Genomic DNA, 14,251 nt, shown 5'->3' on the forward strand with positions numbered 1-14,251 from the left:
AAAATCACGTCCCTTCTCATCTACACCAACCCACGCGTGGTAATCTGGTCGCACGAGTTGGTAGGAATAGCGCAACGATTTTATGGAAACCCCTTAAATACATCAAATAGCAAATGAGCACTTCTCTTTGATATCCCGGGATCTGCGAAGACGATCGGCACGCTCCGCGACGGTTTCTTCGTGTGGGTTGCTGCCCCGCTCCGTAGCTCGCGATTCAATTGCTGCAGCGGCCCCTTCGATGCCCCAGCGCTGCAGTCCTACATACAGCCGCGTCTTCGGTAGCCAAGGCGGCATTGCGGGCGATCGACCGTTGGCACAAAGGTCGTGAAGTCCCAGCCGTCATCCAAGGACCTGTTCTTGATCGCGTCCCTTTCAACGCGAGTCCAGGGTGTCTCGCCCCACTCCGGTCGGAATAGCACCACAACCAGACGGGCGGTTCTCCCGTAAACTTGGCTGAAGCTTTCCTGCCCGTCTGTTCCGGCAATCTCTCGTTGCCGTTCGCTATAGATGAATGTTTTCAAGCGCGGGGACAGAAAATCGTTTAGTTGCGTAGCCACACCTTCATCGATGGCGCAAAAACTGAAAGCAACGTCGTATTCAAATTCCTCGGCCACTTGCCCAACCCCTTGCAGTAGATTTTGCAAACAGAATGCGTGCAGAGGGCGCCTAGAACAACCGCAGACGGAAGTTTTTGCCCCAGTTTCTGGGGTCGCTCGCGGGGGGGCAATTCCGGTAGGGAGGCGTTTTCGGGTGATTTCCGGTTATGTGCTAACTGCCGCTATGCTGCTGAAAATATGACAGTTTGTGCGGTTGGGTGATCTTCGATGAGGTGTATCGAGATGACGAGGGTTCGATTCCCTTCACCCGCTCCATTCCTCTCGACCAAGCTATCGGCCTCATGACGGTGACCGGCGCAAGGAACGCGGGACGGCTCGCGCCCGCATCGATCGTGGTGCAGCCGACAATCTCCTCTTCGAGCCTGTCATCGAAGACGTATGCCCATCCGGGGTCGGCCAGGGCGGTGAAATGTCATCCAGCGAAGACGCGAGATCGCTACGGTTGCGCGACCACAATGCCGACAGTAGTAGGGCACCCCAAGACTACACCATAGCCGAGTTCGCGCTCGTCGTGACCGACATCGTTAGTTACGGCGGCGAGATCAATTTCGATAGCTCGCGTCCCGATGGAACGCCGCGCAAACTGCTCGACGTCGGCCGTCTCGAAAAGCTCGGCTGGCGTGCCACGACGTCGCTTCACGATGGCTTGAGGCGCGCCTATGCGGCGTATCAGGCCGGCGCGCCGGTGGCGGTGCGAGAGTAGGAACCTTCACCGCAAGCAAGAGTTGGCCGGTCGGGCAGGGCGAAAAGCCACACGAGGCCGACCGTGCAAGAAGCCGTGCGCGTGCGCTCCACCGCGCAAATCGCAGGTCATCCGATTCATCCGATGCTGGTGCCGATACCGATCGCGTGCTTCATCGGGGCATTGGTGACCGACATTGCCTATGTCGTCAGCGCCGAGATCATGTGGGCGGATTTCTCCGCCTGGCTTCTGGTGGTCGGCGTCATCTTCGGTGTGCTGGCGGCGATCGCCGGCCTGACTGATTTCCTCGGCAATCGCCTGGTGCGGGCGCAGGCTCCGGCCTGGCCGCATCTGATCGGCAACGCCGTGGCGCTGATCCTGGCGACTGTCAATGTGCTGATCCACACGCGTGATGCGTGGACCTCGGTGTGGCCGACCGGGCTCATTCTTTCGGTGATCACCGTCCTGATCCTCCCGGTCACCGGCTGGCTCGGCTGGGCGATGGTGTACCGCCACGGCGTCGGAGTTGCGCGATGACGTCCTTGCTTGTCGGGATATTGCTGTGCTCTTCGCTTCTATGTCTTGCCGGTTGCGATGACGGCAGCGGTGATCCCAAAGCGCAGATCGGCGCCAATCCAAAGCTGCCTGACATTCAGCAATATCTGCTGCCGCCGATTCACATCGCGCGCATCATCGGCTGGAAGAAGGACGAGACGCCGACCGTCGCGCAGGGCCTGCAGGCAAAAGCCTTTGCGACGGGCTTGCAGCATCCGCGCTCGCTTTATGTGCTGCCCAACGGCGACGTGCTCGTGGTGGAGTCCAAGGCGCCGAAGGGCGCCGCGATCAAGCGGCCCAAGGAGATCGTGATGGGCTATGTCGAGTCCTGGGCGACCTCCGGCGGTGATACGGGCCCGAGCAACCGCATCACGCTGTTGCGGGACACCAACGGCGACGGCGTGCCAGATATGCAAAGCGTCTTCCTCGACCATCTCAACTCGCCGTTCGGCGTCGCGCTGGTCGGCAACGACCTCTATGTCGCCAACACCGATGCGATCGTGAAATATCCCTACACGGAGGGCGATACGAAAATCACCGCGCCGGGCACCGTGCTGACGCCGCTGCCTGGCGGCCCGATCGACCATCACTGGACCAAGAGCCTGGTCGCGAGCCCCGACGGCTCGAAACTCTATGCCGGCGTCGGCTCCAACAGCAACATCACCGAGAACGGCATGGAGGCCGAGCACAATCGCGCCGTCATCCTCGAGGTCGATCGCGCCAGCGGCCGCTGGCGCATTTTTGCGAGCGGATTGCGCAATCCCAATGGGCTGAGCTTCGAGCCGCAGACGGGCGCGCTGTGGACGGTAGTGAACGAGCGCGACGAGCTCGGTCCCGATCTCGTCCCCGACTACATGACGTCGGTGAAGGACGGCGGCTTCTATGGCTGGCCCTACAGCTATTACGGCCAGCACGTCGATCCCCGCGTCAAGCCGCAGCGGCCAGACCTCGTCGACAAGGCCATCGTGCCGGACTACGCGCTGAGCTCGCATGTCGCGCCGCTCGGGATGGCTTTCAACACCAGCACGAGTCTGCCGGCCGCTTACCGCGGCGGCGCCTTCGTCGGAGAGCACGGCAGCTGGAACCGGCAGGTGCTGAACGGCTACAAGGTCGTGTTCGTGCCGTTTGCGGACGGCAAGCCGAGTGGCCCTGCGCAAGACGTCGTCACCGGCTTCCTCAACAGCGACGATCGGGCACGCGGCCGTCCCGTCGGCGTCGCCATCGACAAGACCGGCGCACTGCTGGTCGCCGACGACAGTGGCAACACCGTGTGGCGGGTGACGGCAGCCCATCCGCAGGTCACGCAGCGCTAGATATCGAGGAGTTGCACCATGGGCCTTGCTCAATACGCGATCATCCCGGTCGACGGAGAATGGGGCGTGCTGCACGACGGCAACGTCAACGGCAAATACGCCACCAAGGAATCCGCATTCGAGTCGGCAGTTGCCGCCGCTTCACTGGCGCTTCGCCAGGGGCATGAGGTTCACGTCAGCGTCCCCGGGCGCGAGCGGGGAGAGACCGCGCTGGGAAGCTAACTTCGGCTAACTTCGTCACCTCGGCCGCCTGCGCCCCGCGGGCGATCGACGGCACGCGGTATGTCGCGCGTATTTTCAATCCGTCCGAGTGATTTCCTGTGACGGCATGTCGAGCCGGTCCGCGCGCGTGACCGCCGGGCGGAGGCGCGCGCCCCGCGCGAAAATAACATCATGTTAGGTTTATCGCATAACTGGGTAATTGTGTTAGCCCGGCGAAAGCCTATTGTCGCGACCAATCGGATACCCATCGGCAGTGACAAGCGCTCGCGGAAGTCGGCAGAGCGCCCGGAGAATACTGCCCAATTTCTAGCGAAGCCCGACAACGGGACGTCAGCAAACCCAGTGGAGGAATTTTCTGCGATGACCACGACTCGCACGATCCGTCACATGAGTCAGTCCAGGAAGGCTGCTGCGAGCGGCTGGATCGGTTCGGCTCTCGAATATTATGACTTCTTCATCTACGCGACCGCCGCGTCGCTGATCTTCCCGCAAATCTTCTTCCCGTCGGAAAATCCCACCGTCGCCATCGTCGCATCGCTGGCGACGTATGGTGTGGGATATGTGGCCCGGCCGATCGGGGCCTTCGTCCTCGGACATTGGGGCGACACCCATGGCCGCAAGACTGTTCTCATCGTCTGCATGTTCCTGATGGGCATCTCGACGATGGCGGTGGGTATCCTGCCGACCTATCAGCAGGTCGGCATCCTGGCGCCGATCCTGCTCGTTATCCTGCGCCTCGTGCAGGGATTTGCCGTGGCCGGTGAAATCTCCGGCGCGAGCTCGATGATTTTGGAGCATGCGCCGTTCGGCCGGCGCGGCTTCTATGCAAGCTTCGCCCTTCAAGGCGTGCAGGCTGGACAAATCCTCGCGGCAGCCGTCTTCCTGCCGCTGGCGGCCTATATGCCGACCGACGCCTTCAACAGCTGGGGATGGCGGATTCCGTTCCTGCTCAGCTTCTTCGTCATCGTCRCCGGCTACATCATTCGTCGCGAAGTCGACGAAACCCCTGCCTTTGCGCAAGAGGGCGCACGGGGAGAAACGCCGCGGTCGCCCATTGTTCAGGCCATCAAGCTGAGCTGGCGCGACATGCTCAGGGTGATCTGCATGGCTCTGATGAACGTCATTCCGGTCGTTGCGACCATCTTCGGTGCGGCCTACGCGGTGCAGCCGGCCTATGGCATCGGTTTTGCCAAGGACGTCTATCTGTGGATCCCGGTCCTCGGAAATATGCTGGCCATATTCGTCATTCCCTTCGTCGGCAATCTCTCCGACAAGGTCGGTCGCAAGCCTCCGATCATCGTGGGCGCGCTGCTCTCAGGCTTGCTTGCCTTCGTCTATCTCTATGCCATCAGCATCAGGAATGTGCCGCTGGCGATCCTGGTGTCGCTGCTGATGTGGGGCGTCGTCTATCAGGGCTACAACGCGATCTTCCCGAGCTTTTACCCCGAGCTGTTTCCGACCCGCACCCGCGTGTCGGCGATGGCGATCTCGCAGAACATCGGAACGACCATCACCGCATTGCTTCCGGCCCTGTTTGCGACTGTGGCACCTCCCGGCTCGGACAATATCCCCTTGACGGTGGGAGCGATCGCCTTCGGTATCACTGTCATCGCGGCGCTGGCGGCCGTCACGGCCCGGGAGACCTATCGGGTCAATATCGACGATCTCGGCAATCCCAAGGCCGTTCCGATGCCGCGGGCCGACTATGAGCGGCAGCGTGCGGAGGCGGCGAGCGGTGCGGCCGCAATTCCGACCTGAAGGGCACGCAAGGAGCCTGCCGCTGCGATCGATGATGTTTGCAGCGGTGGGGCTCGATGCGTTACTTGATTGCCTATTCGAACTCCGTGCGCGCGAGCGCGATCATCATGAGGTCAAGGGATGAACCCCGTTGTTGTTGCTGTCGCCATCACCGGCTCCGTTCCGCGCAAGAAGGACAATCCCGCGGTGCCGATCTTGCCGTCCGAGCAGATCGAGTCGACGCAGGAGGCCTTCGAGGTCGGCGCCACGCTTGCCCATATCCATGTTCGCAACGATGACGAGACGCCGTCCTCCGACCCCGCGCGTTTCGCGCAGGTGCAGGAGGGGATCAAAAAGCATTGTCCGGGGATGATCGTTCAGTTCTCGACCGGCGGGCGGGGCCGCGATCCCTCGGCGCGGGGATCATCGCTTTATCTGAAGCCGGACATGGCCTCGCTGTCGACTGGATCGGTGAACTTTCCGACGATCGTCTATGAGAACGGCGCCGCCCTGGTCGAGACTCTCGCGACCGGCATGAAGACAAATGGCATCCGCCCGGAAATCGAGATCTTCGATCTGTCGCATCTACACGGTGCGCGGCGTCTGATCGAGGCGGGGCTGATGGACTCGCGTCCGCACGTGCAATTCGTCATGGGCGTCAAGAACGCGATGCCTGCGGACGAGCATGTCCTCGACATCCTCCTGGGAGAGCTGAAGCGGCTGATCCCGAAAGCGACGTGGACGGCGGCCGGGATCGGACGCCATCAGGCCGAGGTCATGGGCTGGGCGCTTGCGCGCGGCGCCGACGCGGTGCGGACCGGGCTCGAGGACAATATCAGGATCGACAAGACCCGCCTGGCCGCCAGCAACGCCGAGCTCGTGACCATCGCCGCCGGGGCTGTCGCGCGCCACGGCCGGCGCGTCGCGACCGCAGCCGAGGCGCGATCCGTGCTCGGGCTCGCGGGGTAGAGGCTACTGCCCCCTGCTGACATGCTCCCGGCCGCCTTCTGCCATTCGGCGGCCGGCGTTCCGCTGCACTGAGTCTCCGGGTAAGACGGTGTCACAGGCGTGATCGGCGCCTGCTGGGCAGGCGACGAGTGGAATGCGGTTCTTGAAATCTGACAGCAGACTCATTGGGGTCCTGCTGGTGCTGGCAATCACCCAGCTCGTTGGATGGGGCACGATCGGTCTTCCGCCCATCGTCGGCCGCGACCTTGCGGCCGATCTCGGCATGAGTCTGCCGATGGTGTTTGCGGGCACCTCGGTGCTCTACGTTTCGATGGGGCTATGCGCTCCCTGGCTGGCAAAATCCTTTGCGCGGCATGGTGCGCGAAACGTGATGATGGCCGGTACGGCCGTCGCCATCCCCGGCTACATTCTGCTGTCCTTCGCCCGCGAGCCAATCCTCTATTTCGCCGCCTGGGTCGTGCTCGGCATGGCCGGCAGCGCCACGCTCTCCACCGGCGCCTATATCATGCTGAACGAGGTCGCTGGTCGCCGGGCCAAGGACGCGATCGGCGCGCTGATGCTGGTGACGGGACTCTCCAGCAGCATCTTCTGGCCGACCACGTCGTTCCTCAGCGGCCTGCTCGGCTGGCGCGGGACGTGCCTTGTCTATGCAGCGATGATGCTCGTCATCAATCTTCCCTTCTATGCGTTCTTCGCACCCCGCCGGAAAACGGCTGGGGATGATGGTGGCGAGCCGGTCAAGGCTGCGCCGCCGCCCGCGATTCCCAAGAGCACCTTCGGCCTCGTCGTCGCCGCGATCACGATGAATGCCTTCGTCAATTTCGGTATCGGCGCCATCATGATCGAATTGTTGAGGACGGAGGGGCTGGCGCCCGCGCAGGCGCTCGCGTTCGGTTCGATGCTGGGCGTGATCCAGGTCAGCGCCCGCGGGCTGGACTTCCTCGGCGGCGGGCGATGGGACGGGATCACGACCGGGCTCGTCGCGGGCACGGCGTTGCCGGTGGCCATGCTGCTGCTGATGACGAGCGAGGGGGTGACCTGGGCGGTTGCGGTCTTCATCCTGCTCTATGGCGCCGGCAGCGGTGCGATGGCGGTGGCGCGGGCGACGATCCCGCTGGTGTTCTACGACCAGGCCGAGTTCGCCAAGGCGATGTCGATGATCGCGCTGCCACTCAATCTGGCATCCGCGATCTCGCCGCCGCTCCTTGTCGGCCTGCTCACCCAGTTCGGCAGCCGTGGTGCGCTCGGTCTCACCTTTGTCTTCTCCTGCGCCACGGTGCTGATTTTGGTCCTGCTTGGCCGACGGCGGCCGCAGGTGGCTGCGGCGGCCGCGACCTGAACCGTCGACGTAATCTTCGTAGCGCGGAATTCGCCGCCGCGGGCTACCTCAGCTGCGGGGCAGGGGATGGCCGTATGCCCAGCGTGCAGTGCTCAGCGCCCGAAAATAGTGTATCCGCAGGAGGCGCAGGCCCGCTTCGAGCGCCGCGCCAAGATCCAGTTCCCGGAGGAAATCGACATGTCGGCTCTGCCGCTCTCAGGCATCAAGATCCTTGACCTCACCCGCGTGCTGGCCGGGCCCCTGTCGGCCCAGATGCTGGGCGATCTCGGCGCGGAGGTGATCAAGATCGAGCGGCCGGGCACCGGCGACGACGCGCGCGCCTTCGGCCCGCCTTACCTGACCGATCCCGAGGGCAAGGCCAACAACAACAACTCGTTCTACCTTTGCGCCAACCGCAACAAGAAGTCGGTCACCGTCAACATCGCCAAGCCCGAGGGGCAGGCGATCATCCGCGCGCTCGCCAAGGACGTCGACGTCTTCATGGAGAACTACAAGGTCGGCGATCTCAAGCGCTATGGCCTCGACTACGAGACGATCAAGGCGATCAACCCCGGCATCATCTATTGCTCGGTGACCGGCTTCGGCCAGACCGGCCCCTACGCGCCGCGCGCCGGCTATGACGCGATCCTGCAGGCGATGGGCGGCCTGATGAGCGTCACCGGCCATATCGACGGCGAGCCCGGCGAGGGTCCGATGAAGGTCGGCCCGTCGATCGTCGACTACATGACCGGCATGAACACCTCGATCGGGATTCTCTCGGCGCTGTACCATCGCGACGCCAATGACGGGCAGGGACAGCACATCGACGTCTGCCTGTTCGACACCGTCATCGCATCGCTGTCGCATTGGCTCCAGATCTACCTCGTCAACGGCAAGATGCCGCCGCGCCGCGGCACCTGGGGCAATGGCGGCATGCCGGCCGGCGTGTTCCGCTGCACCGACGGCGAGCTGATGCTGGTGGTCGGCAATGACGGCCAGTTCCAGCGCACCTGCGCCGTGCTCGGCGAGCCCGAGCTCGCCAACGACAAGCGCTTCGTCAAGAACAACGACCGCGTCGTGCACGGCAAGGAAATCATGGCGATCTTTGCCGGCCTGTTCCTGAAGCAGCCGGTGGCCTACTGGCTGGACAAGCTGGAGGAGGCCGGCGTGCCGTCAGGCCCGATCAACAATTTCGAGCAGGTGTTTTCCGATCCGCACGTCCAGTCGCGCGGCATGCGGGTGAAGGTGGATCATCCGTTCGAGCCCGATCTCTCGCTGATCCGCAACGCGCTGACCCTCTCGGAGACCCCGATCGAGACTTATCGTGCCCCGCCGCTGCTGGGCGAGCACACCCAGGAGGTGCTCGGCGGCAAGCTCGGCTATGATGCCGGCAAGATCGAGCAGCTGAAGCAGCAAGGGATCATCTAGCTTCGCTTCCTGATCCTCCCAGGGCGTGCCGGCGAAGACCAATGCTGGCGCGCATGCGACAGCGATCCTGACCAGCCTGGGAGCGACGGTTGCGACCGCGGACGACGCGCGCGCCATGCCCGGCCTTGCCCGAGGCTTGCGCGCACCCCCAGATAAACCCGGTCCGTCTCGCACAGGCTTCCGCTTTGCGCGCGACTCTGATGCGATCATCCCGACGCAAGTCCGGGAGGGAACGCATGTCTTACACGATCGGGTTTCAAGCCAAGGACCAGAAGGCAATTCTGGCGACCGAGGCAGCAACGGCCAATCAGGCCGTCGCCATCATCGCCGCGCTGCGGCAAAGCGCCGACGAAATAAAGTTCATCCGTTCGCCCCAGGAAGGCGAGATGGGTATCGAGATGCTGCTGCTGCTTACCAAGGAAGAGGCCGAGGAGATGCCGCAGCGGGTGTAAGGCACGATCCGGAAAACTGCGCAGCGGTTTTCCCTCGCGACAAACGCGGAACGCGTTTGCGCGGAGATCATGCTCAAACAACACTAGAGCGCGATCTGATCGCGCTCTAGGCCCGCAACCACACTTCGAGCTTTAGCGAAGCATGCCGGCTGCAGAATAATGTAGCAAGGCGCCAGTCTCGCTCGAACCGAAGGTGGCCGCCGATGAAACGCGAAGCGCTCCGCGTCGAACCGATCTCGTCCTTTCTCGACCGCGTCAAGGCGCCGACCTCGCCGGTCACGCGCGCCGGCAACATGATCTTCGTCGCCGGCCTGCCGCCGTTCGACCCCGAGACGGGCGAGATCGGGGGGATGCCAATCGCGCGGCAGAGCGAGATCATCATGGAGCAGATGAAGCTCTGCCTCGAAACGGCAGGCGCCTCGCTCGACAATGTCATGAAGTGCAACGTCTACTGCACCTCGACCAAACACTTCGCCGTCTTCAACGCGATCTATGCGCGCTACTTCCCGATCGATCCGCCGGCGCGCATCTTCGTCTGCACCCCGGAATGGTTCGGCCCCTTCGACGTCGAGATCGACTGCATCGCGATGATGTGAGGGACTGGCGGTTACTTTACCTCGCCCCGCTTGCGGGGAGAGGTCGGATTGCATCGAAGATGCAATCCGGGTGAGGGGGCACAGGTCATTCGGCAATCTCGCACGAGGAGAGAGGCCCCTCACCCCAACCCTCTCAGCGCGAGCGAAGCTCATCGCGGCCCCGTAAGAACGGGGCGAGGGAGCGCAGCGCCGGCGTGGCTAYGGCTTTTTGACTAACGCGCGACAACCCATGACGGCGCCTTCGTCTCGGTCCGCCCCGCCGTCAGCGCCATCGTCGCGACGCTGACGACGCGCGCGACGACGTCGTCGACGTCGTCGAGATCGCATTTGCCTTCCGACAGCTTCGTCAACCGCTCGCTCTCGCGGATGGTGTGGTGCGCCATGGCGAGCGCGAAGTTCAGGCCCCAATAGATATCGACGTCGCTGCGGTCGGGCAGGGAGCGCCGCATGGCGCCTGCAAATTTCCGCAAATGGTCGATCTCGCGATTCTTGATGCGGCGGATCGGCGGCACGGATTCGATCGAGGCGCGGATCATGAAGCGCGCCGCGGTGGAGCGCTGGTTTTCTGGACCCAGGCAGCCGCGCAAGGTCGGGCCGACGAGGGCACGCAAGATCACCTCGATCGGCGCGCCACCACCGCCTTGCTCTTCCGCAGCCTTCAATTCGCGCAGGCGTTCGCGGTTGGTGGCGATCGAACGCGAGACGAACAACTCTGCGATCAATTCGTCCTTCGAGCCGAAATGATAATTCACCGCCGCGAGGTTGACGTTGGCCTCCGCGACGATGTCGCGCAGCGTCACGTCGCCAAAGCCGCGATCGGCATAAAGCCGTTCGGCGGCGGCGAGAATGGCAGACCTCGTATGATCGCTGGCCATGGATGCCCCTCGGGGAGGGAGTTGCAATTCAAACACTTGTATGAAACTATCGTTTGAAGGCCGGAGAAAGTCAATCCGCAATCGAGACTCGTTCGCAACGCGCGAGCCGGTTCCGAGGCGTCCGCAAGCATTCGCGCTTGCGGGTCGCGTGCGGCGGGAGGACAGTCCGGCGCAAAACAGCTTTGCAAAGAGAGACCGAGGAGCGTCCCATGGATTTCGATCTGTCCCCCAAGCAGAAGGAATGGCTCGACCGCGTGCAGTCGTTCATGACTAAGCACGTGCGTCCGGCGGTGCCGATCTATAACGAGCAGGACCACAGCGGCGAGCGCTGGAAGGTGATCCCGGTTCTGGAGGACCTCAAGAAGAAGGCGAAGGCCGAAGGCCTCTGGAACATGTTCATGCCGCCGAACGAGCATGAGGACGATGAATTCCGCGGCGCGGGATTGACCAATCTCGAATACGCGCTGCTGTCGGAGCAGATGGGCCACATCTCCTGGGCTTCGGAAGTGTTCAACTGTTCGGCGCCCGACACCGGCAACATGGAAGTGTTCATGCGCTACGGCTCCAAGGAGCAGAAGCGCAAATGGCTGCGTCCGCTGATGGACGGCGAGATCCGCTCGGCGTTCCTGATGACGGAACCGGCGGTGGCCTCGTCCGACGCCACCAACATCGAGACCAGCATCGAGAAGGATGGCGATCACTACGTCATCAACGGTCGCAAATGGTGGTCGTCCGGTGTCGGAGATCCCCGCTGCAAGATCGCGATCCTGATGGGCAAGACCGATTTCAAGGCGGCCAAGCATCAGCAGCAGTCGCAGATCCTGGTTCCGCTCGACACTCCCGGCATCAAGGTCGAGAAGATGCTGCCGGTGTTCGGCTTCGACGATGCGCCGCACGGCCACGCCCAGGTGCTGCTCGAGAACGTGCGCGTGCCGAAGGAGAACATCCTGCTCGGCGAAGGCCGCGGCTTCGAGATCGCGCAGGGCCGCCTCGGTCCCGGCCGTATCCACCACTGCATGCGCACCATTGGCAAGGCCGAGGAGGCGCTGGAGAAGATGGTGAAGCGTCTGATGTCGCGCACCGCCTTCGGCAAGAAGATCGTCGAGCATTCGGTGTGGGAGCAGCGCATTGGCGAGGCCCGCACCAACATCGAGATGACGCGTCTTCTCTGCCTCAAGGCCGCCGACATGATGGACAAGGTCGGCAACAAGACCGCGCAGGCCGAGATCGCCATGATCAAGGTCGCAGCACCCAACATGGCGCTGAAGATCATCGACGAGGCGATCCAGGCCTTTGGTGGCGCGGGCGTCTCCGACGAAGCGGGTCTTGCCAAGGACTACGCCGGCATCCGCACGCTGCGGCTCGCCGACGGTCCGGACGAGGTGCACAATCGCGCCATTGCAAGGCTCGAAGTTCGGAAGTATGCCAATTCTCCCAAGCATTAAGAGGGAGAGCCCTGCGGCGCTCCCGACTTGAAAAAGACGACAGGGCTGATCCGCATTCGGTGACCGCTTGACGCAAGTGCGTCAGCGGTTACCGATTAGGATCATGTTCGGACTGAAGAGGGAGCGTCATCGTGGCTGACGGCGTCAGGAAAGACGAAGAATTCTCGGGCACCAAKCCGGTCGAGGAGCGTCATCGCTTCGACGAGATGCGGCTCGAGGCCTGGATGCGCGACAACGTCGAAGGCTATGAGGGCCCGCTGGTCGTGCTCCAGTTCAAGGGCGGCCAGTCCAATCCAACCTACCGGCTGAACACGCCGAACCGCTCCTACGTGATGCGCCGAAAGCCGTTCGGCAAATTGCTGCCGTCGGCGCACGCGGTCGATCGCGAATATCGCGTCATCGCAGCCCTTGGAAAGCAGGGTTTTCCGGTCGCGCGCGCCTACGCGCTGTGCCAGGACGACAGCATCATCGGCGCCGCCTTCTACATCATGTCGATGGAGGACGGCCGGGTGTTCTGGGATCCGACGCTGCCGAGCCAGACGCCGGAGGACCGCCGCAAGATATTCACCAGCAAGATCGAGACGCTGGCAAAACTCCACATGTACGATCCCGTCGCGATCGGCCTCGGCGAGTTCGGCAAGCCCGGCAACTATTTCGCGCGCCAGATCGATCGCTGGACCAAGCAGTACCGGGCGTCCGAGACGCAGCACATTCCGGAGTTCGAGAAGGTCGCCGAATGGCTGCCCAAAACCGTGCCGGAGCAGGCGCGCGTCTCGATCGTCCACGGCGACTATCGCCTCGACAACATGATTTTCCACGCGACGGAACCGCGCGTGCAGGCCGTGCTCGACTGGGAGCTGTCGACGCTTGGCGATCCCATGGCCGACTTCACCTATCTGTTGATGCAGTGGATCATGCCGGGCCTGGAGGGCGCCGACCTCAAGGCGCTCAACATCCCAAGCGTGGAGGAGGCCGCGCAGATCTATTGCAACGTCACCAAGATGACGGTGCCTGATCTCAACTGGTATTTTGCCTACAACCTGTTCCGCCTCGCCGGCATTACCCAAGGCATCGCCGGCCGCGTCCGCGACGGCACCGCCGCCAACGCCAAGGCTCTGGAGTCCGCCAAGCGCACCGTGCCGCTGTCGAAGGCCTCATGGGAATACGCGCAGAAGGCGGGCGCGGTTTAGACACACAAAGGCGCGGCTGATGGCCGCGCCTTTTCGCTTTGTGGTTCGCCGTCTCCACACTTTCGGTGTCATTGCCCGCGAAAGCGGGCAATCCAGTATCCCAGAGACAGCGCGTGGACGCAGAGGAGCCGCGGCGTACTGGATGCGCCGGTCAACCCGGGGCATGACACCGCTGTCGTAGCGACATCAGTGAAAGAACGGCCAGCCACATGATCGATCACGCCACCCTCATCACCTACATCCTCATCGTACTCGGTTTTGTCTTCATTCCCGGGCCTGCGACGCTGCTCACCATGACGCGCGCGGTTAGCTCGGGAACGAAGGTCGGCATCGCAACCGGCGCGGGGATTGCGGCCGGTGACTTGATCCACACTTCGATGGCGATCGTCGGTCTTTCGGCGATCATCGCGACCTCTGCGCTGCTGTTCAGCATCGTTAAATATGCGGGCGCTGCGTTCCTGATCTATCTCGGCATTCGCGCGATGCTCGACAAGGCGCCGGTCGAGCTGAACGGCGGCGCGCCCGCGATCGGCGCGGGTCGCGCCTTCCGGCAGGCTGTGCTGACTGAAGTGCTCAATCCCAAGACCGCGCTGTTCTTCCTCGCCTTCCTGCCGCAATTCGTGAGGCCGGAGCACGGTTCGATCGCACTTCAGCTTGCGATCCTCGGCATCGTCTTCGTGCTGCTGGGTCTCGTCAGCACCGTGGTGTTCGCCGTCGGCGCCGGTCGTCTGGGCAATCTCCTGCGCCGCCATCCGGCCGTGGTGAAATGGCAGGGCAAGGTGGTCGGGACCATCTACTGCGTTGTCGGCGTGCGGCTGGCGTTGCAGGAGCGATGAGGAACGCGTGCTCCCG

14 protein-coding genes and 1 pseudogene are annotated in these 14,251 nt (G+C 63.1%); 13 read left to right on the top strand and 2 right to left on the bottom strand.

Going from position 1 to position 14,251, the window contains the following annotated elements:
* Positions 1-257: 257 nt before the first annotated feature.
* On the bottom strand, positions 258-614 hold the full coding sequence (locus AB4Z51_RS33085; RefSeq protein ID WP_354125819.1) for a hypothetical protein: 357 nt from the start codon (positions 612-614) through the stop codon (positions 258-260).
* Between the two features lie 481 nt (positions 615-1,095).
* Here AB4Z51_RS33085 and AB4Z51_RS33090 point away from each other — a divergent pair.
* From AB4Z51_RS33090 to AB4Z51_RS33135, 10 genes and pseudogenes are all read left to right on the top strand, one after another.
* Positions 1,096-1,320, top strand: a pseudogene (locus AB4Z51_RS33090) (GDP-L-fucose synthase); the annotation flags it as partial.
* A gap of 63 nt (positions 1,321-1,383) precedes the next feature.
* Entirely contained in the window at positions 1,384-1,836 is a 453-nt protein-coding gene (locus AB4Z51_RS33095) for a DUF2231 domain-containing protein (protein WP_135216601.1), read from the top strand.
* Positions 1,833-3,167: a PQQ-dependent sugar dehydrogenase gene (locus AB4Z51_RS33100; protein ID WP_135216602.1), complete on the top strand. Its 1,335-nt coding sequence runs from the start codon at positions 1,833-1,835 to the stop codon at positions 3,165-3,167. Before AB4Z51_RS33095 ends, AB4Z51_RS33100 begins: the two co-directional genes overlap by 4 nt.
* An 18-nt stretch (positions 3,168-3,185) precedes the next feature.
* The gene (locus AB4Z51_RS33105) at positions 3,186-3,389 is read left to right on the top strand and encodes a hypothetical protein (protein ID WP_135216603.1); all 204 of its coding nucleotides are present in this window, start codon (positions 3,186-3,188) and stop codon (positions 3,387-3,389) included.
* Between the two features lie 360 nt (positions 3,390-3,749).
* The gene (locus tag AB4Z51_RS33110; RefSeq protein WP_441498798.1) at positions 3,750-5,147 is read left to right on the top strand and encodes an MFS transporter; all 1,398 of its coding nucleotides are present in this window, start codon (positions 3,750-3,752) and stop codon (positions 5,145-5,147) included.
* A gap of 120 nt (positions 5,148-5,267) precedes the next feature.
* Positions 5,268-6,095 carry a 3-keto-5-aminohexanoate cleavage protein gene (locus AB4Z51_RS33115; protein WP_135216605.1) on the top strand — a complete coding sequence of 276 codons (828 nt, stop codon included), beginning with the start codon at positions 5,268-5,270 and terminating at the stop codon, positions 6,093-6,095.
* Between the two features lie 133 nt (positions 6,096-6,228).
* On the top strand, positions 6,229-7,434 hold the full coding sequence (locus AB4Z51_RS33120; RefSeq protein ID WP_135216606.1) for an MFS transporter: 1,206 nt from the start codon (positions 6,229-6,231) through the stop codon (positions 7,432-7,434).
* Between the two features lie 177 nt (positions 7,435-7,611).
* Positions 7,612-8,841 carry a CaiB/BaiF CoA transferase family protein gene (locus AB4Z51_RS33125; RefSeq protein WP_085405399.1) on the top strand — a complete coding sequence of 410 codons (1,230 nt, stop codon included), beginning with the start codon at positions 7,612-7,614 and terminating at the stop codon, positions 8,839-8,841.
* Positions 8,842-9,077: 236 nt separating this feature from the next.
* Positions 9,078-9,293, top strand: a complete 216-nt coding sequence (locus tag AB4Z51_RS33130) for a hypothetical protein (protein WP_441498799.1) — start codon at positions 9,078-9,080, stop codon at positions 9,291-9,293.
* Between the two features lie 203 nt (positions 9,294-9,496).
* A complete protein-coding gene (locus tag AB4Z51_RS33135) occupies positions 9,497-9,889 on the top strand; it encodes a RidA family protein (protein WP_038942317.1) in 393 nt (130 codons plus the stop codon).
* Between the two features lie 212 nt (positions 9,890-10,101).
* Here AB4Z51_RS33135 and AB4Z51_RS33140 read toward each other — a convergent pair whose 3' ends face one another.
* Positions 10,102-10,764 (bottom strand): TetR/AcrR family transcriptional regulator, encoded by a 663-nt coding sequence (locus AB4Z51_RS33140; RefSeq protein WP_441498800.1) that lies wholly within the window; start codon positions 10,762-10,764, stop codon positions 10,102-10,104.
* 209 nt (positions 10,765-10,973) lie between these two features.
* Here AB4Z51_RS33140 and AB4Z51_RS33145 point away from each other — a divergent pair, with 209 nt between their 5' ends.
* From AB4Z51_RS33145 to AB4Z51_RS33155, 3 genes are all read left to right on the top strand, one after another.
* Positions 10,974-12,209, top strand: coding sequence for an acyl-CoA dehydrogenase family protein (locus tag AB4Z51_RS33145; protein ID WP_063982561.1), 1,236 nt, complete (start codon positions 10,974-10,976; stop codon positions 12,207-12,209).
* A gap of 131 nt (positions 12,210-12,340) precedes the next feature.
* Positions 12,341-13,399, top strand: a complete 1,059-nt coding sequence (locus AB4Z51_RS33150; protein WP_441498801.1) for a phosphotransferase family protein — start codon at positions 12,341-12,343, stop codon at positions 13,397-13,399.
* A gap of 209 nt (positions 13,400-13,608) precedes the next feature.
* Positions 13,609-14,235, top strand: a complete 627-nt coding sequence (locus AB4Z51_RS33155) for a LysE family translocator (RefSeq protein WP_135216609.1) — start codon at positions 13,609-13,611, stop codon at positions 14,233-14,235.
* Positions 14,236-14,251 lie beyond the last annotated feature (16 nt).

The organism is Bradyrhizobium sp. 2TAF36 (assembly GCF_052114925.1).
Taxonomy (GTDB): Bacteria; Pseudomonadota; Alphaproteobacteria; order Rhizobiales; family Xanthobacteraceae; genus Bradyrhizobium; species Bradyrhizobium barranii.

Excerpts from the sequence above, each read along its gene's own strand:
- AB4Z51_RS33140 (WP_441498800.1), bottom strand. The coding sequence starts at position 10,764 with ATGGCCAGCGATCATACGAGGTCTGCCATTCTCGCCGCCGCCGAACGG.
- AB4Z51_RS33130 (WP_441498799.1), top strand. The coding sequence starts at position 9,078 with ATGTCTTACACGATCGGGTTTCAAGCCAAGGACCAGAAGGCAATTCTG.
- AB4Z51_RS33100 (WP_135216602.1), top strand. The coding sequence starts at position 1,833 with ATGACGTCCTTGCTTGTCGGGATATTGCTGTGCTCTTCGCTTCTATGT.
- AB4Z51_RS33125 (WP_085405399.1), top strand. The coding sequence starts at position 7,612 with ATGTCGGCTCTGCCGCTCTCAGGCATCAAGATCCTTGACCTCACCCGC.
- AB4Z51_RS33120 (WP_135216606.1), top strand. The coding sequence starts at position 6,229 with ATGCGGTTCTTGAAATCTGACAGCAGACTCATTGGGGTCCTGCTGGTG.
- AB4Z51_RS33105 (WP_135216603.1), top strand. The coding sequence starts at position 3,186 with ATGGGCCTTGCTCAATACGCGATCATCCCGGTCGACGGAGAATGGGGC.
- AB4Z51_RS33115 (WP_135216605.1), top strand. The coding sequence starts at position 5,268 with ATGAACCCCGTTGTTGTTGCTGTCGCCATCACCGGCTCCGTTCCGCGC.
- AB4Z51_RS33145 (WP_063982561.1), top strand. The coding sequence starts at position 10,974 with ATGGATTTCGATCTGTCCCCCAAGCAGAAGGAATGGCTCGACCGCGTG.
- AB4Z51_RS33155 (WP_135216609.1), top strand. The coding sequence starts at position 13,609 with ATGATCGATCACGCCACCCTCATCACCTACATCCTCATCGTACTCGGT.
- AB4Z51_RS33135 (WP_038942317.1), top strand. The coding sequence starts at position 9,497 with ATGAAACGCGAAGCGCTCCGCGTCGAACCGATCTCGTCCTTTCTCGAC.